The organism is Pleomorphovibrio marinus (assembly GCF_003347495.1).
GTDB lineage: Bacteria > Bacteroidota > Bacteroidia > Cytophagales > Cyclobacteriaceae > Pleomorphovibrio > Pleomorphovibrio marinus.
The window spans coordinates 180,791-201,358 of sequence record NZ_QCXY01000004.1 but is presented as its reverse complement, the minus strand read 5'-3'; the positions used below and the strand labels follow the sequence as shown (position 1 = coordinate 201,358).

Here is a 20,568-nt window from a genome sequence, read left to right as displayed (position 1 = left end):
ACTTGCTTTGCTTTGTTTAACGACTCCATCAACTAAGAAACATTCTCCCGTTGGAACGTTCAACTTTTTGACCTATATTCACCATTCAAGGCACATTTATACTTGCTCGGAAGCTAAAGGCTTACGCTCAGCAAGCTAAATAGCCTGTTTTTTGGCCATTGCTCGGACAGAATAAGTATTTTTAAAAACTGACAAAGAAAAGTAATTAAGTAAATGGAAAAAAAAACAAAGGATCCACTGACGAAACAACCAGTAGGCCAACTGGAAGCGTCGCTCTGGAAATCCGCAGACAAGCTTCGCAAGAACATTGACGCTGCGGAATACAAACACGTAGTTCTCGGGCTCATTTTCCTCAAATACATATCGGATGCATTTGAGGAACTCTATGACAGACTCAAAGCCGGAGAAGGGGAATATGCAGGAGCGGACCCGGAAGACAAAGACGAGTACAAAGCCGAGAACGTATTCTTCGTGCCGGAAAAAGCCCGTTGGAATTATTTGCTCTCTCAAGCAAAACAACCTACCATTGGAAAATCGGTGGACGATGCGATGGATTTTATTGAAATGGAAAACGTTTCACTGAAAGGCGTTTTACCGAAAGTCTATGCACGTCAAAATTTGGATCCCACCAGTTTGGGTGAATTGATTGATATGATAGGAAACATTGCCCTGGGAGATGCCAAAGCGAGAAGTGCTGATGTGCTCGGTCATGTTTTCGAATACTTCCTGGGTGAATTTGCACTGGCAGAAGGCAAAAAGGGCGGACAGTTCTACACGCCAAGAAGTGTAGTGGAATTGTTGGTGGAAATGCTTGAACCTTATAAAGGCCGTGTGTTTGATCCTTGCTGTGGCTCCGGTGGAATGTTTGTGCAGTCCGAAGAATTTGTAACCAGTCACCAAGGGCGAATCAACGATATTTCCATTTACGGACAGGAAAGCAACCAAACCACTTGGCGACTGGCAAAAATGAACCTCGCCATTCGGGGCATTGACAGCTCGCAGGTGAAGTGGAACAACGAAGGCTCGTTTTTGAATGATGCCCACAAAGACCTGAAAGCCGATTATATCATTGCCAATCCCCCCTTTAACGTAAGCGATTGGAGTGGTGATTTGCTGCGTACTGATGGCCGCTGGAAATACGGCACACCCCCCACAGGAAATGCAAACTACGCCTGGATACAACATTTCATGTACCACCTGGCACCCAACGGTCAAGCAGGTTTCGTATTAGCAAAAGGTGCTTTGACTTCCAAAAGTGGTGGTGAAGGCGACATTAGAAAAGAACTGGTGGAAGCCGATTTGATAGACTGCATCGTGAACCTGCCCGCGAAGTTGTTCTTAAACACCCAAATTCCGGCTTCTCTTTGGTTTATGAGCCGTAATAAGAAAGGGGACCACCCCGCCCTGGCGGGCACCCCTCCGCAGGAGGGGAATTACAGAAATCGTTCAGGTGAAATTCTCTTTATTGATGCCCGCAATCTGGGGCATTTGATAAACCGCAGAACCAAGGTATTGTCACAGGACGACAATGACTTGATCACCAGGACCTACCACAACTGGCGCAACAAATTCCCCTCCTCAGGAGGGGTGTCCGCCTCAGGCGGACGGGGTGGTTATGAAGATGTAAAAGGCTTCTGTGCTTCTGTTACCAAAGAGCGGGTAGCCGAGCTGGATTACGTACTCACCCCAGGACGCTATGTTGGCCTGGCAGAGGAAGAAGATGACTTTAACTTTGCCGAAAGCTTTACCAGCCTAAAAGCTGAATTTGAAGCCCAACTCAAAGAGGAAGCCGAACTCAACGAACGCATTGCTGCTAACCTTCAAAAAGTGAAAATTGATGAGTGAGTTGAAAGAAACAGAATTTGGTGCAATCCCAAAAAATTGGAATTTTACTATTGCGACTGATTATTGTTTAAAAATTACAGATGGAACTCATGATTCACCGAAAAGAAAGGCCGAAGGAAAATTTCTAGTTACTTCAAAACACATAAAGGGTCGAAATATTGATTTTGAAAATGCATATCTAATTGATGAATCAGACTTTATAAAGATTAATGAAAGAAGTCAAGTAGAACAATGGGATGTAATAATTAGTATGATTGGTGAGTATTGTGGTTTCACATACGTTGAAAGAAATTCTGAAATAGATTATGCTGTTAAGAATGTAGGATTATTCAAGGCTGGTTCAAAAGTAAAAGCCCTTTGGTTACACTATTTTCTTAACTCCCCAATGGGGAAAATGATTCTGGATGTAAATAAGAGTGGTTCATCGCAACCTTACATCTCCTTGGGGGCTCTTCGAAATCTACCGATTCTTGATCCATCTGAAGATGAGAAGAAATCAATTTTAGCGATTCTTTCCAGCTTAGACGACAAAATAGACCTGCTGCACCGCCAAAACCAAACTCTGGAGCAAATGGCGGAGACGCTGTTTCGGCAGTGGTTTGTGGAGGAATCGGATGAGGGTTGGGAGAATAAAAAACTCAAAGAACTAGTTAATATTGGAATTGGGCGGACCCCACCAAGAAAGGAATTTCACTGGTTTTCAAAGTTAATAACTGATGTTAAGTGGGTTTCAATAAAAGATTTGGGAGATAGTGGGTTATTCGTTTTAGACACATCAGAGTATTTGACGGAAGAAGCAGTTGAAAAATTTAATATTCCAATAATTCCCCCTGACACAGTACTCTTGAGTTTTAAAATGACTTTAGGGCGAGTAGCCATCACAACAGAACACATGTTATCAAATGAAGCAATTGCTCATTTCAAATTCAATGAGAAAACTCCATTTTCAAAGGAGTTCCTGTACTTCTATTTGAAAACATATCCATATGAAACTTTAGGAAGCACTTCGTCTATTGTGACATCTATCAATTCTGGAATGATAAAGGATATGGAAGCAATAATTCCAGATGACGAGACACTATCGAAATTTGAAAATTACGTTATTGACTATTTCGATAAGATCAAATCCAATCAAACCCAAATCCGCACCCTCACCGCCCTGCGGGATACGCTGCTGCCGAAGTTGATGAGTGGTGAAGTAAGAATTGTATAAAAAATGACTGAAAGACTTAATCAGGATATAATCGAAGACCTCTTAAAATTAAAGCCAGATGGCAATTTGTACCATCGGGAGAGTCAATATCTTGAATTTAAGGAGTCTTTCAACTTAGCTGGTCTGGCTGATTATTACAGAGATTTTGCCGCATTTTCTAATAACAAAGGTGGTTATCTAATATTTGGTGTAAAGGATAGACCAAGAAGGGAATTGATTGGATTGTCAGAAAAAGCCATCGAACAGTTTGATAAGCTTGACCCAGAAATCGTCACAGGCCACTTGCTTGATATTTTCAAGGGGGATATTGAATGGGAACATGACATTTTCAAAATTGAAGAACTTTCATTTGGTGCTTTTTATGTGCATCAAGGAGGAATAAAGCCCATCATTTGTGCAAAAGATGAAGGCAAGGACCAGATATTGAAGAATGGAGAAATCTATTATCGCTACGGCGGAAGAACTCAGAAAATTCAAGCAACAGAGTTAGAAACCATCATTAACCAACGCATTGAGCAAACCAATAATCAATGGTTGGACTTGGTTCAAAAAATCGGTCAATCTGGTCCTGCAAACGCAGCAATTCTTGACACAGAAAAAGGAATCATTGAGAAAAAGGATTCTCAAATTTTAGTGGTAGATGAAGAGCTTATAAAAGGGATGCAATGGATTAAAGAAGGTGAGTTCAAAGAAACAAAGGGAGCAAAAACCTTAAAGCTTGTCGGTGAAGTTTCACCAGTTGACCAAGTAGAAATCGTTAAAAGAGTCAAAGAAAATAGATTGAAGGAGTATCCATTATCAGGTAGTCAATTGATTGAAGAAGTAAAAAAGAAAGTACCAGCCATTAAGCAACCTGAAATCTATAGTATTCTCAAGGAGAATGATGTAAAAAACAACAAAGAGTATTCAACCTATGTCTTTCGTAATATTGGGCAGGAAGAAGCGTATGAGAAGGATGGCACCTTGCCAACTGGAATTCCAAGTATCTACAAACCTGCGGCAGTCGGCTTAGTCGAAAGAATTTTCAAAAACAATGCGAAAACAGAATAGTGTCAAGAATAACCGAACATAGCATCGAAGATTTTGCCATAAATCTACTGGAGCATTTGGGCTATGAATACATCTATGCCCCTAGCATTGCCCCCGAATTCCCCTCCGATGGAGGGGTGTCCGCCTCAAGCGGACGGGGTGGTCAAGATATCCGCAGTTCTTATGAAGAAGTACTGCTCACCCATCGCATGGCAGAAGCGGTAGGGAGAATTAACCCAGCCGTCCCACCTGCAGCACAGGAAGAAGCCCTCAAAGAGATTCAGCGCATTCACTCACCTGAATTATTGACCAATAATGAAAGTTTCCATCGCTTTTTAACAGAAGGCATAAACGTCAGTTATCAGAAGGACGGACAGCAAAGAGGTGATTTGGTTTGGTTGGTAGACTTCAAAACTCCCGAAAACAACGACTTTATTGTTGCCAACCAATTTACGGTGGTGGAAGATGGCGTCAACAAACGCCCGGATGTGATACTGTTTGTCAACGGTATTCCTTTGGTGGTCCTCGAACTTAAAAATGCAGCCAATGAAAACGCCACCATCAAATCTGCATTCCGCCAAATAGAAACCTACAAGGCGGTTATTCCAATCCTGTTTATGTACAATGCATTCACCGTCATTTCAGATGGTTTAGAAGCCAAAGCAGGAACGCTTTCATCTGGCATGAGCCGTTTTATGGCCTGGAAATCAGCAGACGGCAAAGAAGAAGCATCGCACCTGGTGAGCCAATTGGAAACGCTTATCAGTGGTATGCTAAACAAGGAAACCCTGCTCGATTTGGTTCGTCATTTCATTGTTTTTGAAAAGTCAAAAAAGGTTGAGCCTTTAGCGAAATCCCGAGACGAAGGAATCGGGAAAGATGCCAAAACAGGCGTAACCACTATATCCACCGTCAAGAAATTAGCAGCTTACCATCAATACTATGCTGTTAACCGAGCGGTAGAATCAGCTTTGCGGGCCACGGGCTATTCCCCTCCCTTGGAGGGGTGGCATCGACCGCAGGGAGATGACGGGGTGGTCAATTCCCCTCCCAGGGAGGGGTGGTCGCAGACCGGGGTGGTCTATTCCCATCCTAACCAAGGCTTCGTTCCGCCAAAAACGGACGATGAGAATGTGAAAAGAGCTTCAAAAAACTACTTCTCGCTTCCCTACAATCCCAAATTAAAAGAAAAAGCCCGAGAACTCCGGCAAGCTGGCAACCTCTCGGAAGTATTATTTTGGAACCGGGTTAAAAAACGCCAATTCAAAGGCTTGGATTTTGATCGTCAAAAAATCATCGGCAATTACATTGTAGATTTCTACTGCGCTAATTATAACGTGGTCATCGAAATTGATGGTAGCAGTCACGATGATAAAGTAGCATACGACGCAGCAAGGGATGATTTTCTTGAGTCGCTGGGGCTAACCGTTATCCATATTCCAGTTAACGATGTGTTGAAACGGATGGATGAGGTAATGGACATGCTTTTTGACCACCCGGCACTATCGGGTCCATTTTTTGGAGAGGGGGAAGGACCACCCCGCCCTGCGGGCACCCCTCCAGAGGAGGGGAATGTTCAAGAATCGCCAGAAAGTTATGGTTTACCTGGCGTGAAATCACAGCATAAAGGCGACCGAAAAGGCGGCGTGGTTTGGCATACGCAAGGAAGTGGGAAATCCCTTTCCATGGTGTTCTTCACAGGCAAAATCGTATTGGCATTAGACAATCCCACCGTTGTAGTCATCACCGACCGCAACGATCTGGACGACCAGCTCTTTGATACCTTTGCTTCATCCACCCAGTTATTGCGGCAAGAACCCAAACAGATCGAGAATAGGAATGATTTAAGGGAAAAACTGAAAGTAGCTTCCGGTGGGGTCATTTTTACCACCATTCAAAAGTTCTCTCCCGAAGAAGGCAATATCTATGAAACGCTTTCGGAAAGAGAAAACATTGTCGTGCTTGCTGATGAAGCCCATCGAACACAATATGGTTTCAAAGCCAAAACCGTTGATGATAAAGACCAGCAGGGCAATGTAATTGGGAAGAAAACCGTGTACGGATTTGCCAAGTACATGCGTGATGCCTTGCCTAATGCCACCTACATTGGTTTTACAGGTACACCCATTGAAAGTACAGACGTCAACACACCTGCGGTATTCGGGAACTACATTGATGTGTATGACATTGCACAGGCCGTTGAAGACGGCGCGACTGTTCGCATTTACTACGAAAGTCGATTGGCCAAAGTAAACCTGAGTGAAGAAGGCAAAAAGCTGGTGGAGGAACTGGATGATGAGCTGGACGGAGAAGAACTCACCGAAACCCAAAAAGCCAAAGCAAAATGGACACAGTTGGAAGCCTTAATCGGTAGTGAAAACCGAATTAAGAATGTAGCCAACGATATCATTCAGCACTTTGGTCAACGCCAAGAAGTATTTGAAGGCAAGGGAATGATTGTGGCCATGTCCAGAAGAATTGCCGCTGATTTGTATGCCGAAATCATCAAACACAAACCCGAATGGCATTCAGACGATTTGGACAAAGGCGTGATAAAAGTTGTGATGACATCATCCTCTTCGGATGGTCCGAAAATCGCCAAACACCATACCACCAAACAACAGCGAAGAACCTTTGCCGACCGCATGAAAGACCCGGATGATGAATTGAAATTGGTCATCGTGCGAGATATGTGGCTGACAGGGTTTGATGCACCAAGCATGCACACGCTTTACATCGACAAACCCATGAAAGGCCATAACCTGATGCAGGCCATTGCAAGGGTGAACCGGGTTTACAAGGACAAACCCGGTGGATTGGTTGTCGATTATTTGGGTATTGCATCCGATTTGAAAAAGGCACTTTCCTTCTATTCAGATGCAGGTGGAAAAGGTGACCCAACCATTGCACAGGAACAGGCGGTTGCGTTGATGTTGGAGAAATTAGAAGTGGTTTCGCAGATGTTCAATGAATTCCCCTCCAGTGGAGGGGTGTCCGCCTCAGGCGGACGGGGTGGTTTCCCCTACGAAGACTATTTCCAGGCCGAAACAGGTCAAAAGCTTTCGCTGATCCTGGGAGCTGAAGAACACGTTCTCGGATTGGAAGATGGTAAGAAACGTTACATCAACGAAGTGACAGCTTTGTCAAGAGCTTTTGCGATTGCCGTTCCGCATGAGCAAGCCATGGATGTAAAAGATGAAGTGTCCTTCTTTCAGGCAGTGAAAGCACGATTGGCGAAGTTTGACGGAACAGGTTCAGGTAGAGCAGATGAAGAAATCGAATCTACCATTCGGCAGGTGATTGATCAGGCCCTGGTTTCCGAACAAGTGATTGATGTATTTGATGCCGCCGGAATCAAGAAACCGGACATTTCCATTCTATCCGAAGAATTCTTGTTGGACCTGAAAGGCATGGAACACAAGAATGTTGCTTTGGAAGTTTTGAAAAAGCTGTTGAATGATGAGATAAAAGCCCGTTCCAAGAAGAACCTTGTCAAAAGTAGATCACTCAAGGAGATGTTGGAGAATTCCATCAAGAAATACCATAACAAAATTTTGACCGCTGCCGAGGTGATGGACGAACTCATTAAGCTCAGTAAGGAAATCGTAAACATGGACAGTGAAGCCAAGAAGCTTGGCCTTACTGACTTTGAATATGCGTTCTACACGGCAGTAGCAAACAATGATTCAGCCAAACAACTCATGCAGCAAGACAAGCTGAGAGAACTGGCTGTAATATTGACCGAGCGAGTAAAGAAGAACGCATCCATCGACTGGACGATTAAGGAAAGTGTCCGGGCAAAACTGAAAGTTATCATCAAGCGAACATTAAGACAATACGGTTATCCACCGGACATGCAAAAGCTGGCGACAGAAACCGTATTGAAACAAGCGGAGATGATCGCGAAGGAATTATCGATGGACTAAGAAAGGCCAAAACACTCCTAAATAATCAATAGACATGTCCTGGCGGCGGCGATGGAGGCCAATGCCGATTATCTCGTCACAGCAAATCTTAAAGATTTTAAATTGCTTGATTTGCAAATTGATAGTATCCAAGTAATCCATCCGGACGCATTTGTCATTCAACTTGTTAATAATCCTGAATTAAAACTTCAGTGGGAATTTTTAAACTGGCGTTTAGTTTTCGAATCATATCTAAAGTCAGTTTTCGCTTTTTGTTCATTATTTCACTCACGCGACTTTTAAACCCTATCATTTCCACTAAGTCCTTTTGCTTCAGACCCATTTGTTCCATCCGGAAATTTATGGCCGATATTGGGTCTGGCATATCGATTGGAAAGTTTTCACTTTCATATTTATCAATTAAAATGGATAAAATTTCAAGTTCATCACCTTCCTTGGTTCCTCGTTTAGCATCAAATATTAATTCCAAACGTTCAAGGGCTTTTTTGTAGTCAGCTTCGTTTCTGATCGGTTTTATTTCCATTTTAAATTTCGTTTGCGTTAATTTCCTGCCTGCCTGCCAGGTATCGTATTCAGCGTGTGTTCCAATAAATCGAATCCAGGCAAGTTGGTATTCGAAGTTAAATTTGACAATCAACCGATAGTCGTTGCCTTTGATGTTGAATACAATTCGATTATCTCTTAAAATACTCGCATTTGGGTATTCAGATTTAAGTTCATTAATTGATTTCCAACTCGATTTTTCGGTTTCACGGTACCAGGTTTTAAGCTGCAATTCACAGTCACCGTGTTTTTCCCAAAAATCTCGTAATGTTCCTCTCGAAAATATTTTCAAATCAATGGTATTTGATGCAAATATAATCAAAAAAGTTACCATTATGATAACTTTTTGTTTTGTTTAGCATTGTGGCAATTTGTATAAAATGGTTATGCTCCCGGTAACAGTTGGAGGCATCTGGCAGCATGCGAGGTGATTGTTTGATGAAGTTCGAATTCACCCTCCCTGTATTTTTTCCCCAAAACGTAGCGTTGCCCTTCTCCAGCTCTTGTTCCGGGTTGGGTTGGGAGGCGGTCGATTACAAAAAAGGTGGCACAGCCCGTCCCGTGGAAGGCTGTTTTTTGGAATGTGCTTCAATTTTTGTTGCCACGAATGCACGAATGTTATGAAAATTGATGAATAAAAAAATAAAGATTTTATTGGCAAAGTGGGGAGCAAAAGTTATGTTTCCATGATTTTAAGCGGTAAAAAACCACTGACCCTGGACCTGGCCAGAATATTCCATAAGGAAAGTAATATCCCTGTCGATATATTACTTTCCCATATTAAATGGATTAATCAACCGGCTGTTGAAAGGCCTATCGCAGACGCTACAGAGACCGAACATGTTTGCCGAATACCAGGTCTGCATTTAACTGATGATAACCAAAAGAATAATATTGGTGCCAGTGCTCCTATATTTGATACATTATTAATTCTAATTCTTTGACCTTCCGGAATTGCCTGTCCGCAGTCAATAATGGTAATTTCGAATAAAATGCAGTAGCAGCTACAATAGAATCGGGAAGCTTTAATTTTGATTTCCTCCTGAACTCAATTGTCAATTCTTTTATTTCCGGTCTTATATCTACTATCTGGCAATTATTTAGTAATCCTTTGATAGTGTCTTCTGAATCTGGCGTTATTTTAGGAAATGAAAGAAGTTCAAGTTCCGTAATAAATGAAATCACAAGTTCCTTGTCCGAAATCATTTCGATTACTTCCTGGTCACCTTTTAAAAAATAGAGAAGGATATTAGTATCTACACAAAGTCTATTCCCACTCATCTCTCATCTGTTTTTGATATTCTAATGGATCAATATCAGTTTTTAGCTTTCCTGCATATTTCATTATATCTCTCTTGGGAGACTTTGAAACAATTTCATTTACCCGCTTTTTTATCTCCTCTTTAGGAGTTCCTTTTTTAATTATTGTTACCATAATCTGATCTTCTTTAGCCAATATAACAATACTTTCAGGCTTTTGATCTCTCCGCTTTTTTTTTAATAGGCAAACCGTAAATTTTTTCTCCCCCCTAAAGATAAGGACGGGCTAATTCATCTGCTTGTGCGCGATTTTCCGCACGTTTACGGATGTCCGCTTTTTGTAAGGCTGCTTTCAACGTTTCTTTATCCAAATCTTGACAATAAGCCGGTTCTCCGGGTTCTTGTCTCCATGAATCCGAGAGCAAACCCCCATCGATGACGTCAAAACCCACCTTATCAATCAGATCCATCACGATTTGCTTTTCTTGCTTATTATCACCGGCAACCGATAAAGCTATTCGATTCGGATTTCCTGCGGGTACTGCCTTGGACGCTAAACTTGGAGCAGTGATATTATTAAAAGCCTTTATTACCGGGTGACCAATTACTTTAGCTACCCATTCGCTTTCCGCTAATCCATTTTCGATGTCTGCTATCTGCCCATCGCGGGAAGGATAGTAATTACCGGCATCTATTATAATGGCACTAGAAGAAGACAGCAGGTTTATCGGCAGATTCCTAATTGCCTTTTCGGGTATTGCGATAATGACCAGATCTTTAGCGCCAGCGGCTTCTGGAGCCGTCACCGGAGCAGCACCTGTTTTCTGCGCAATTTCCTTTAATGATGCTGGTCCTCGTGAGTTGGCAATGTTGACCTGATGTCCGAACTGTGCCAAATAACCGGCAAGTGTGCTCCCTATATTGCCGGATCCAATGATTCCTATTTCCATGTTTAAATTATATTTTTTGTTTCATTTACAATCCGAGGATCTGCCCCATATGGATTAGCAGCCCCAAAATGTTCACATAAAGTTTTACCTTTATAACCCAGATGGAAAAGTCCACGCTTTTGAAAGATAAAAACTACTTTTTTACATATATAAGATGCGACTTAAACGAACCCCATAAACCGCACCCGGATTGGTCTTACCATCCTCAACACGCTCTGTAATTGCTGCCACTGCTATATCCCTCCGTTTGGGCAAACGCTCTCTTTCAGTGGTGTCAATAACATCTTCTATTTCTTTCAACGTGAGGTCTGTACAATAAATGGGTGCTCCTGGCTGCTGTCTCCAGGAATCACTTAACGAACCAGTATAGAATGCATCAAACCCGGTGTCGTTGACTAATTTCATGGTCACCTCCCGGTCGGATTCCCGGTTGGCCGATATGGGAATCGCAATACGGTCTGGACTTCCTGCCGGTTTCCCTTTTTCCGCAAAGGAAGCCGAACCAATAGCATTCCACGCCTTGACTATTGGTCGACCTAATTGTTCCTCTACCCATAAACTTTCTACCTGTCCGGCTTCTATCCTTTCAATCTTATTATCTCTTTGCGGATAATAATTGGATGTATCTATCACAATGGTCTCTACCGGTACACCAGCAAAAAGTGGCGCAGTCTCAGGGATACGGTGCAAGGGAATGGATAAAATAACAACATCCTTGTCCCTTATTGCCTGTGCTGCAGTTACTGCATCAGCTCCCGTAGCGAGCACCTCGGTGTCAATGGTTTCCGGTCCTCTGGAATTTGCGACACTTACTTCATGACCTGCTTTTGCTAATGCCAAGGCCAATGTTTTACCAATATGCCCTACCCCTAAAATTCCTATTTTCATTTTCTATCTATTTGAGATGTACGGTTTCTTTAAATGTCATATGCAAAGTTATCAAAAAAATACTTTCCTTTGTATAGTACTTTCCTAAAGGAAAGCAAATTATGGAAAACGTTGTATGGCAAAAAAACAAACTTATTTATCCTGTTTGGATACGCTAAAACCCGTTCGGGACGCCTTAGATGTAATCAATGGAAAGTGGAAATTACCGATCATTATTTCGGTAATGGTGGGTAACAAGCGCTTTACGGATATTCAAAACAGTATCCCAGGCATCACCCCCAAAGTATTGGCAAAAGAGTTAAAGGATTTAGAGGAACACCAACTGATAAAGCGTAAGGTAATCGATGACTTCCCGGTAAAAATTTTATACCTACCGGATATCCATGCTAACACGTTGATTCCTATAATTGATGCCTTAAAGGATTGGGGGCTGAAACATCGGGAGAAGGTATTTTTCGGAAAGGATTAGGAATACAAGTGTCAACTCAATGATTTATTTTTTCAATTATAAAAATCGGCTTATTACACTTTGGTAATGTTCAATGGCTTTCGTATTTTTAATTATATGATTTGGCCAATAGTTATTCCACCATGGAAGAATACGGGTATACCCGTTTGTTTCAAAAAAAATACCATTATTGTACGAATTCATAAGCGTATCTAAGTAAAAGAAAGATGGATTATAAGCAACATATAGAAAGGAACCCAGAGATTATGTTAGGTAAGCCGGTGATCAAAGGGACCCGTATTACAGTAGAACTGTTGATGAGAAAGCTGGCAGGTGGTTTTACACTAACAGATCTTTTAAAGAGCTATCCCAATTTGAACAAAGAGCAGGTTCTGGCTGCACTCGAATATGCAGCCGATTTAATTGCCAATGAGGAATCGCTTGAAACCACATGATCAAAACCCTGGAATCCTACTATCGTAATCGGGGACATTTTTTTATCACAATTACTAAGGATAAGATAAGGATTAGGAAAATAAAAAACCTGGAAGGTATTACTTTAAATGGATACTTATCTGGTGTCCTTCTCTTGAAGGCCTGCCTGGCGTTGTGACCTTACCGGTTCATCACGATCTCATATACCCCACCTTTGTCCAACCCCACAAAGACCCTTTCCTTGCCGGATTCGGTCTTTACGATCAGATCATGAATGCCTCCATAGGTGACGCCCGGAAAACTTTTCACCTCCCAGGTATCACCCTTATCAAGCGAATAAAAAAGCTCTAGCGGCTGTGGCCCATCTGTTTTCTCCCACTTTCCCGCAAAGACCAAGTTGGGATTCGTAGAACTAAACCCAACACCGAAGAAGAAATGGGCTTCCTCGTGACGGTCAATTAGCGTTTCCCATGTTTGACCATCATCGGTGGTTCGGGCAAGTTCCCCTTCCCAGCCCACATAAATACCCTGTGGCGTTTGGGTGTCAAAGGCTACTTTTTTAACAGTTGTGGGGTTGGGCACCAAGTCGTTCCAATAGTTGATTTCCTCTTCATCACTGAGGTGGATAAGGTAACCGTTTTCCATGCCTCCCTGTCCCCCGGCCCAGATATCAGTTGGTTGGGCTGGATTAACAAAGACCTTCATCCGGTTGGCAAACATGTCGAAATCCCCCCAAATAGGTTCCCAGCTAACCCCTTTGTCGGTGGATTTGGCAATCACCTGATAACCGGTGCCGTACAACACGCTTGGCTGTGAGGGGTTCCATTCAAAGTGGAATAGGGGTTCTTCAACCTCCCCGCCAAAATCGTTTTCCAGCTCCTTCCAAGTTGCGCCTCCGTCGGTGCTGTGGTAGAGTAGGGGTGCTATGTCCATATCGTTTATGTCCCTGAATGAGGCCAGAAATTCGGTGTCTGACAGTAAAGCTGCGGTAAGGATATTTTTACCCTTAAGCCCCACTAATTCCATGGTTCCTGATGATGTGATATTCGATTTGTAGATACCGTCTTGAGTGATGGCGTAGAGGTCATTTCCCATTAACCTCAATTCATTTACCCGGACACCCGACAGACCCAAGGACTTTATTTCAAAATTATTAAGTTCGGGAACTTGATCATCCGATTCGCAGGAAAGTAGTGTAATACCGAACAGACATGCGCCGATTAATCTATAGGCGGAGGAAATTTTATGGTATTTCATGATTTTTATCTTTTTTTGAAATTAGGATTACAGACCTGAGACGAAAGAATGGGGTAAAATGTGACACAAAATAAAAAAATCTATATCTTTTGTCATTTAGCTAACTTTTTTCCTATTAGGCTATTTTCACTAAAGCATTAAAACGAAACAAAATGAGGGTACTGGATAATATAGAAAACCTGATACGTCCTACGCCAGAGGAGAAGGCAGCGCTGGAGAACATCTTGAAACCTCGGATATTGGCAAAAAATGAGCTGTTTTTAAGAGAGGGGGCTGTCTGTACTTCCATTGGCTTGATAGAAAAGGGAAGCGCCAGGCTTTACTATACCATTGATGGCAAGGAGGTCTCAAAGGATTTTTTATTCGAAAACTCCGTTATTGGTTCCTTTGGAAGTTTTTTCACACAACTTCCTTCTGCGCTTAATGTAGCTACCTTGGAAGAAACGCATATTTTAGAAATGGGCTATCAGGACGTCATCTTCCTCTACGAACACTATCCTGCCTGGCAGAAACTGGGACGTATTATTGCACAGGACCAGTTTATCCGTATCGAACGTAGGGAAGCCTCCTTGCTGAAAGATCCTGCAACGGTGCGCTATCTGAACCTAATAGAGGAACATCCCAAGGTATTTAAGCGGGTACCTTTGCAGCACATAGCCAGCTACTTACGTATTACCCCTGAGACCTTAAGCCGCTACCGCAAAAAATTTAAGTAATCAACTGTTTAATGGTTGTGAATAGTCTCTATAAATCTTTAGCTGTTGGTTGATTCAAGTGAATCAAAGAATGCTTATTTTTATTCAGTTGCTATCAAACCATCATTCCCTTGATAATCATAGATAAAATAAAGAATGCTGATCATCAGATTTATGCCATCATCAGTTATGAGCCAAACAAGAACTACCTCCTGATGAAATGGATTGGCTATATTACTGAAGAAGAAGTGAAATTTGCTTCTCTTAAGATGCTTGCTTGGCAGCAGCAGGAAGGAAAACGTAAAGGTTGTAAATTTCACGTGCATGATACCAAAGAACTGGAAAGCGCGTGGGCTGGTCTGGTAGACTGGATAAACAATGATTTTCTTCCAATGAACCATCAGTTTGGATTGCGTTACAATATCAGTATTCTTTCTCCGGACCTGTTTTCTAAAATGTCTTCCTTGGCGCTTTCTCAGAAACATAACCTTAAAGTGCCAACCATTTTATGCGAAACCAGATCTCAGGCAGAGCGATGGATAGCGGAAAAGTACGCGGAGTTTTAGTCCACTGTTTAAGCCAATTGATCGTTTACTAAGCACGGGGAAAACTACCTGTGCTTTATTTTTTTGTACCCATTTAGTTGTCTTTCTACAGCGTGGTTCCTTTTTGATTTGGATCAAGTAGGATAAAGAAGAACACCGCTTTCTTTGTGGAATAAAAAATCTACAAAAACCATGACAAAAGACAAGATTTTATTAAAAGGAGGCTGCGTGCTTAGCATGGATGCTTCCATCGGTACTTTACAGCAAGGAGATGTTTTGCTGGAAGGAAACCAAATTGCAGCCGTAGCTCCCAAACTTGAGGTGGGTGACTGCGAGGTAATTGATGCCAAAGGTAAAATTGTGATGCCTGGATTGATTGACACACACCGTCACTTGTGGGAAACGGCGTTACGTGCTACCGCCGCCGACTGGTCACTGATGCAGTACCTGCAGCAAATTCTCGGCCCTCTTGCTGCCAGCTACAGGCCGGAAGATGTGTATGTGGGCACCTTATTGGGCTCCTTAGAGGCCCTCAATGCAGGTATCACTACCCTGTTTGACTGGTCGCATATTCAAAACTCGGCAGCCCACACCGATCAGGCCATTATGGCACTTCAGGCATCTAACATGCGTGCTGTGTTTGGCTATGGCACTCCGGGAACTTCTGTTTGGGAATGGTTTTATGAAAGCAAGCTTACACATCCCCAGGACGCACACAGGGTCAGGGAAGAATACTTTTCTGCAGAGGGGCAGTTGCTGAGTATGGCCTTGGCCATTCGAGGGCCTGAATATTCAAGTTTGGCAGTAAGTGAGCATGACATTCAGCTTGCACGGGAGTTAGGGATCCGCATTTCTATGCATGCCGGTTGTGGCGGGTTTGGCCCCAAGTATAATGCTGTTGCGGAGCTCCATAAAAAAGGGCTGCTGGGTCCAGACATAAATGTCGCCCATGGCAACACCCTTACGGATGAAGACTTTCAATTGCTGGCAGCTCATGGCTGTTCACTTTCAATCACGCCTGAGGTGGAGATGCAAATGGGGTTGGGGATGCCTGCAACCGGGCGTGCCTTGAAAAATGGCATCAGGCCCAGCCTAGGAGTCGACATTGTGACAGGGACCGCAGGCGATTTGTTCTCCCAAATGAAAATAGCGCTGCAAACAGAAAGAGCCTTACAAAATGAGCAAATGCTCAAACAGTCCGAGATGCCACAGGTGCAATTAAAAGCAAAGGATGTATTACAATTTGCTACTGTTGATGGCGCTACCGCTTTAGGGCTGGAACATGTCACAGGCTCTCTGAGTCCGGGAAAACAGGCCGATGTTATTATGATAGACTGCACAGCGATAAACATGGCACCCGTTCTCGACCCGGTTGCCGCTGTGGTACTGCTGGCAAACCCAGCCAATGTGGATGCGGTGTTTGTAGCAGGAAAAGCAGTGAAGCGTGAAGGCCGCCTGCTACATGCCGATGTACATGCGCTACAACAAAAGGCAATAGCCTCTGCCGAGTACTTGATGGAAAAAGCAGCGATAGCGGAAAAAGTGTTGGTCTAGTTGGGGGCTTGCTCTTGTGAGGACATTTCTTATTTTTTAAATGTAAAGTTGAAGAATCACCAGAAAAGTCAATTCAGGTTTTAGACGCTCCGGGTTTTTGAAACCTGGAGCATCTTTTTTTCCCCAAGTGCCGGCAATAGGAATGTGGCTTTGGCCCATTCCACCAGTAAAAACAAATAGTCTAGTGCTAAAGCCAAAATGGAGAAAAAGCAAGGTAATTTGCTTATTAATAATATTCGGTAAGCAAAATTTCAAATGATATATCAATTGTAAAATATGAGTTTGTTGTAAAATTTGGATTTGGAAGAGTTGGCCCTGGGGGCACCTTGATAAATAAAAAACTAAAGCATCAATGAATATTTTATAAAAAATTGAAAAAACAGATTTTTGTATTAAAATATGTGTAAATTTAAATAATTATTCTACTAAAAAATAAGTTAATATTTTAAAGGAGTTGTAGCTCTTTTGCCGGACAATTTACGATTTTTATACTGTATTGCTAAAATACAAATCAAAGTGAAAAAGAGATGGATTATATAAATGAATTGGCAGCGGCGAATAAAAAAATCGAATTCCTTTGCCAAGAAAAGGAAAAGCGGGCAGACGAACTGGTTATAGCCAACCTCGAATTGGACTATCAAAGTAAAGAAAAAGAAAAAAGGGCAGATGAATTGATCATAGCCAACTTGGAACTGGCCTTTCAAAAAAAAGAGAAGAAAAATAGGGCAGATGAATTACTTATTGCCAACCTGGAATTGGAATTTCAAAACGAAGAGAAGGAAAAAAGGGCTGATGAATTGGCCATTGCACATATGGAGCTTACTTTTCGAAATGAAGAAAAGGAAAAAAGTACAGCAGAACTTATTCAATTAAACAAAAAGCTTACGGTTCAGAAAGTTCAACTGGAAGATTTTTTCAAAATCGTTTCACATAACCTAAGGGGCCCTCTCAATAATATATTCATGTTGGTGGATGAAATTTCAGAGACCGAGGAGAAATCAGAAATGGCCACTCTGAAGGAACTCCTGAAAGTATCCACCGCAATCCTTAATGAGATATTGGATGAATTGATGGAATCACTTCAAGTGAAATACGATTTGGAGATAAGCTCAAAACCCATAGACCTGAAGGAATACTTTATGAAGACATGTGCTGCTTTACGAGGGCAATTAAATCGTTCCAAAGCGCTGATTGAAGGCGATTTTGTAGCATCTCCTGTTCTCTTTTTCCCTCCAAAATATGTCCGGAGCATCATGCATAACTTGATCAGCAATTCCTTGAAATATCAATCACCCTTACGAAGACCCAATATAAGAGTTCAAAGCAAAAGAGAAGGAAATAATATTGTGCTTTCTGTTGCAGATAATGGATTGGGCATGGATTTAACCAAACACGGAAAGGACCTGTTCAAAATCAGAAAGGTATTTCATACTCATCCTGACGCAAAGGGATTTGGCCTGTATATCACAAAATGTCAGATCGAGTCCATGAATGGCAGCATTTGGGCTGAGAGTGTTCTCCATGCCGGCAGTACCTTTTTCGTATCTTTCAATAACCAACCTCTATGATTGAGACTATCCAGGTTTTTACAACCTTGATGGTCTCCCCATCTAATGATTTGAGCTTAACATCACGAAGTGTGAGCGATTTCTACCGATTGGAGCCTTGGCACTTTCGATGCCATAAATCTGATGATTTTTCCCGATTTCGGAAAAATGGTGGATAACGAATGGCTTCCTTCCTTTGAAATCCGGCGGGAGTTTCTTTAATCTTTTAACCATTTTGCTGAAGGCTTCTCGACATCGGAATCCAGAAATGCTAGATTCATGGATTCAACAGTTAATTGTAATTGTTCCTTTTCCAAGTCAGTCTAGATTTCATACTATAGTTTACTAAATTAAAAGAGGGCAGGAATCTGCTTTGCAATATCTAGAGCCAAAACTTTTTATGTGACAAATTAATTACTGTCGGCTATTATTACTCCCCTATTAAATCCATTTTTTAAACAACCTATGGGAATAATCTTACCTGAAGATTTTTCGAACACGCTTCCGAAAAGGATGTAAACGCATAAATAGGAAAAAAAATGCTTTTGGAAGATCCAAAAACGAACTGACCTCGTATCTTTTTCAAAATAGTTTGTATGGAAATCAAAGAATTATTTGATCAAATATGGCATGCCTCTAAAGAAGCCAGGTTTAATGAAAAAAAGGCAAGGCTAAAACTTATCGGATTAACCGAGCAACTATCCAATGCTTATCAATCCCAAGGAAGGTCACTGGAGTATCCATTTGCCTCTACCAAACTCAGAGAACTTAGTCTTCAAGAAAATGACCTTGCCGCAAGAATTAATGGTTCTACGGTACTTATTACCGGAGGATGCGGATGTGTAGGTTCCCAATTGATTCGGGATCTGCACAAATTTAGACCTGCCAAAGTGGTCATATTGGATAATAGTCTCCCTCAAAGCCCCCCTACAGGTTCAGTCGGTTTTCAGCTAGTATATGAAAAAGCTGATATAAGGAATTTAAAAGAGGTGGAATTCTTATTTAAAAGGCACCGGCCAGATTATGTTTTTCATACTGCTGCCCAAAGAAATCCTGGACTAGCTGAGAGGGAAGTTACATTAACAGTAAGTACAAATATTCTAGGGAGTTATAATGTCATAATGGCCTGCGAATCCACCAGTTCGGTAAAAAACTGTGTTTTTTCCTCAACGGGCAAGGCCAGCAGGTACTATACGGAAGAGATTTATGCTGGTACCAAAAAGGTGTGTGAGCACTTGTTTAGCACATTTCATAAGCTTGGAAGGGTGAAATATGTAATGGCAAGGTTCACACATATATTGGAAAACAGCCTGATGGATCAGCTACTTCGTCGCAGGGCCCTGGAAGAGGCATGGGTGAGTGTACATAGTCATTCCAAATTTGTATCGGCACAAAATGTCAGGGAGGCTTCTTACCTACTTTTGAACGCCCTTATCCAGAGCGAGGGTAGGGAATGTGATTTTTTACTTGTCAGGGATTTGGAGTGGCCGGTAGAAAGTCTGGAGGTTGCTTTGTATTATATAAGAAAATATGGTCCGGGAAAACCCATCATTTTTACCGGTAACCCCAAAGGATACAGTGAAAAGTTTTTCAGGGGGCAATTAGACTGGAATAATCCGTATGAGCTGAATCTTCTCATCAATGTTTTTGAGAACCGGAGAAAGAAAATTAACCTGGCAGGTGATATTGTTTGTTCAAGCATTATAGCCGCAGATTCAAATTTGGTATTGAATACCTTAGCTGAATTTCGAAAACACAGGCAGGATGCTGAGGGATATAGCTCCCTGTTGGTGCAGTCAATGTGTAATTTCCTTACAGATACCCTTAATAGGGAAGAAGAGACAGCTATTCGCGACATACTCAAATGGGGGACAGATGAAGTTTGGATGAAACACGACGGTTTAGTGCTTGCCGATTTCGATAGAATGATCCCTATATTTTTGCAATCGCTAAAAAACAAATGGGAATTTCATAATGGGCTTAAATGGAATGCAAATGTTATCCAATGAGACTTTTTCTAACCAGGTTTGTTTGCCTTATTCCCAAATTTTGAGGTTAGAAAAATGGGGAAAAGAGGCTGATGAGGAAATTTGCGGGTTTTTGGTTGGTGAAGCTAAAGAGGGCATGCTTATTATAAAAGAATGTTTAATAGTAAAAAATAGGGCGCCACAATGCAGAAGTTCTCGATTTTTGATTTCAAAGGAAGAATACATGTTGGCTGAGAAGAAAGCTACGGAAGACCAAAAAGAATTGTTGGGTATTTTTCATACCCATATTGATCAATTGCCCATTCCTTCACTCCTTGACGTGCAAAATGCATTTCCAGGTTTTTATTATTTGATTTATTCGGTCTACAAAAAAAACCAAAGCCAATTTAAAACCTGGGAGCTTAATCCAGAAATTAAATTACTATACACCTTAATCTATTAATCC

At 41.9% G+C, this 20,568-nt stretch carries 18 protein-coding genes and 1 pseudogene; 12 read left to right on the top strand and 7 right to left on the bottom strand.

Annotated features, from left to right (window positions below; genetic code table 11):
- Window positions 1–213 precede the first annotated feature (213 nt).
- From DB520_RS12360 to DB520_RS27260, 4 genes are read left to right on the top strand one after another with little or no spacing between them, the layout of a single operon-like run.
- On the top strand, window positions 214–1,845 hold the full coding sequence (locus tag DB520_RS12360) for a type I restriction-modification system subunit M (RefSeq protein WP_114750034.1): 1,632 nt from the start codon (window positions 214–216) through the stop codon (window positions 1,843–1,845).
- The gene (locus DB520_RS12355) at window positions 1,838–3,058 is read left to right on the top strand and encodes a restriction endonuclease subunit S (protein ID WP_114750033.1); all 1,221 of its coding nucleotides are present in this window, start codon (window positions 1,838–1,840) and stop codon (window positions 3,056–3,058) included. Before DB520_RS12360 ends, DB520_RS12355 begins: the two co-directional genes overlap by 8 nt.
- A 3-nt stretch (window positions 3,059–3,061) precedes the next feature.
- Window positions 3,062–4,108: an ATP-binding protein gene (locus tag DB520_RS12350; protein WP_114750032.1), complete on the top strand. Its 1,047-nt coding sequence runs from the start codon at window positions 3,062–3,064 to the stop codon at window positions 4,106–4,108.
- On the top strand, window positions 4,108–8,013 hold the full coding sequence (locus DB520_RS27260; RefSeq protein ID WP_114750031.1) for a type I restriction endonuclease subunit R: 3,906 nt from the start codon (window positions 4,108–4,110) through the stop codon (window positions 8,011–8,013). The genes DB520_RS12350 and DB520_RS27260 overlap by 1 nt, the downstream gene beginning before the upstream one ends.
- A gap of 166 nt (window positions 8,014–8,179) precedes the next feature.
- On the opposite strand, the gene DB520_RS12340 is transcribed toward DB520_RS27260, so the two are convergent.
- The 6 genes and pseudogenes from DB520_RS12340 to DB520_RS12305 form a co-directional block, all read right to left on the bottom strand.
- Window positions 8,180–8,536, bottom strand: a complete 357-nt coding sequence (locus tag DB520_RS12340; RefSeq protein WP_114750290.1) for a helix-turn-helix domain-containing protein — start codon at window positions 8,534–8,536, stop codon at window positions 8,180–8,182.
- 42 nt (window positions 8,537–8,578) lie between these two features.
- A pseudogene (locus DB520_RS12335) lies at window positions 8,579–8,848 on the bottom strand (type II toxin-antitoxin system HigB family toxin); the annotation flags it as partial.
- A gap of 617 nt (window positions 8,849–9,465) precedes the next feature.
- Window positions 9,466–9,837: a type II toxin-antitoxin system VapC family toxin gene (locus DB520_RS12320; protein ID WP_114750028.1), complete on the bottom strand. Its 372-nt coding sequence runs from the start codon at window positions 9,835–9,837 to the stop codon at window positions 9,466–9,468.
- A complete protein-coding gene (locus DB520_RS12315; protein ID WP_114750027.1) occupies window positions 9,824–10,012 on the bottom strand; it encodes a hypothetical protein in 189 nt (62 codons plus the stop codon). The genes DB520_RS12320 and DB520_RS12315 overlap by 14 nt, the downstream gene beginning before the upstream one ends.
- 73 nt (window positions 10,013–10,085) lie before the next feature.
- The gene (locus DB520_RS12310) at window positions 10,086–10,766 is read right to left on the bottom strand and encodes an NADPH-dependent F420 reductase (protein ID WP_114750026.1); all 681 of its coding nucleotides are present in this window, start codon (window positions 10,764–10,766) and stop codon (window positions 10,086–10,088) included.
- Window positions 10,767–10,907: 141 nt separating this feature from the next.
- Window positions 10,908–11,654 carry an NADPH-dependent F420 reductase gene (locus DB520_RS12305; protein WP_114750025.1) on the bottom strand — a complete coding sequence of 249 codons (747 nt, stop codon included), beginning with the start codon at window positions 11,652–11,654 and terminating at the stop codon, window positions 10,908–10,910.
- Window positions 11,655–11,769: 115 nt separating this feature from the next.
- Here DB520_RS12305 and DB520_RS12300 point away from each other — a divergent pair, with 115 nt between their 5' ends.
- Together DB520_RS12300 and DB520_RS12295 are read left to right on the top strand one after the other, a co-directional pair.
- Window positions 11,770–12,123 (top strand): winged helix-turn-helix transcriptional regulator, encoded by a 354-nt coding sequence (locus tag DB520_RS12300; RefSeq protein ID WP_114750024.1) that lies wholly within the window; start codon window positions 11,770–11,772, stop codon window positions 12,121–12,123.
- A 206-nt stretch (window positions 12,124–12,329) separates the two neighbouring features.
- A complete protein-coding gene (locus DB520_RS12295) occupies window positions 12,330–12,557 on the top strand; it encodes a DUF433 domain-containing protein (protein WP_114750023.1) in 228 nt (75 codons plus the stop codon).
- Window positions 12,558–12,717: 160 nt separating this feature from the next.
- Here the strand turns inward: DB520_RS12295 and DB520_RS12290 are convergent, their stop codons facing one another.
- Window positions 12,718–13,794, bottom strand: coding sequence for a WD40/YVTN/BNR-like repeat-containing protein (locus DB520_RS12290; protein WP_114750022.1), 1,077 nt, complete (start codon window positions 13,792–13,794; stop codon window positions 12,718–12,720).
- A 152-nt stretch (window positions 13,795–13,946) separates the two neighbouring features.
- Between DB520_RS12290 and DB520_RS12285 the strand changes: the two genes are divergently transcribed.
- The 6 genes from DB520_RS12285 to DB520_RS12255 all read left to right on the top strand — a co-directional run bounded on the left by DB520_RS12285 (window position 13,947) and on the right by DB520_RS12255 (window position 20,565).
- The gene (locus DB520_RS12285; RefSeq protein WP_114750021.1) at window positions 13,947–14,510 is read left to right on the top strand and encodes a Crp/Fnr family transcriptional regulator; all 564 of its coding nucleotides are present in this window, start codon (window positions 13,947–13,949) and stop codon (window positions 14,508–14,510) included.
- 110 nt (window positions 14,511–14,620) lie between these two features.
- Entirely contained in the window at window positions 14,621–15,055 is a 435-nt protein-coding gene (locus tag DB520_RS12280; RefSeq protein ID WP_114750020.1) for a hypothetical protein, read from the top strand.
- A gap of 171 nt (window positions 15,056–15,226) precedes the next feature.
- A complete protein-coding gene (locus DB520_RS12275; protein WP_114750019.1) occupies window positions 15,227–16,588 on the top strand; it encodes an amidohydrolase family protein in 1,362 nt (453 codons plus the stop codon).
- A 527-nt stretch (window positions 16,589–17,115) separates the two neighbouring features.
- On the top strand, window positions 17,116–18,156 hold the full coding sequence (locus tag DB520_RS12265; protein WP_114750017.1) for a sensor histidine kinase: 1,041 nt from the start codon (window positions 17,116–17,118) through the stop codon (window positions 18,154–18,156).
- A gap of 575 nt (window positions 18,157–18,731) precedes the next feature.
- Complete coding sequence (locus DB520_RS12260) at window positions 18,732–20,144, top strand: polysaccharide biosynthesis protein (protein ID WP_114750016.1); 1,413 nt, start codon at window positions 18,732–18,734, stop codon at window positions 20,142–20,144.
- Window positions 20,145–20,184: 40 nt separating this feature from the next.
- On the top strand, window positions 20,185–20,565 hold the full coding sequence (locus DB520_RS12255) for a Mov34/MPN/PAD-1 family protein (RefSeq protein ID WP_198675317.1): 381 nt from the start codon (window positions 20,185–20,187) through the stop codon (window positions 20,563–20,565).
- Window positions 20,566–20,568: the final 3 nt, after the last annotated feature.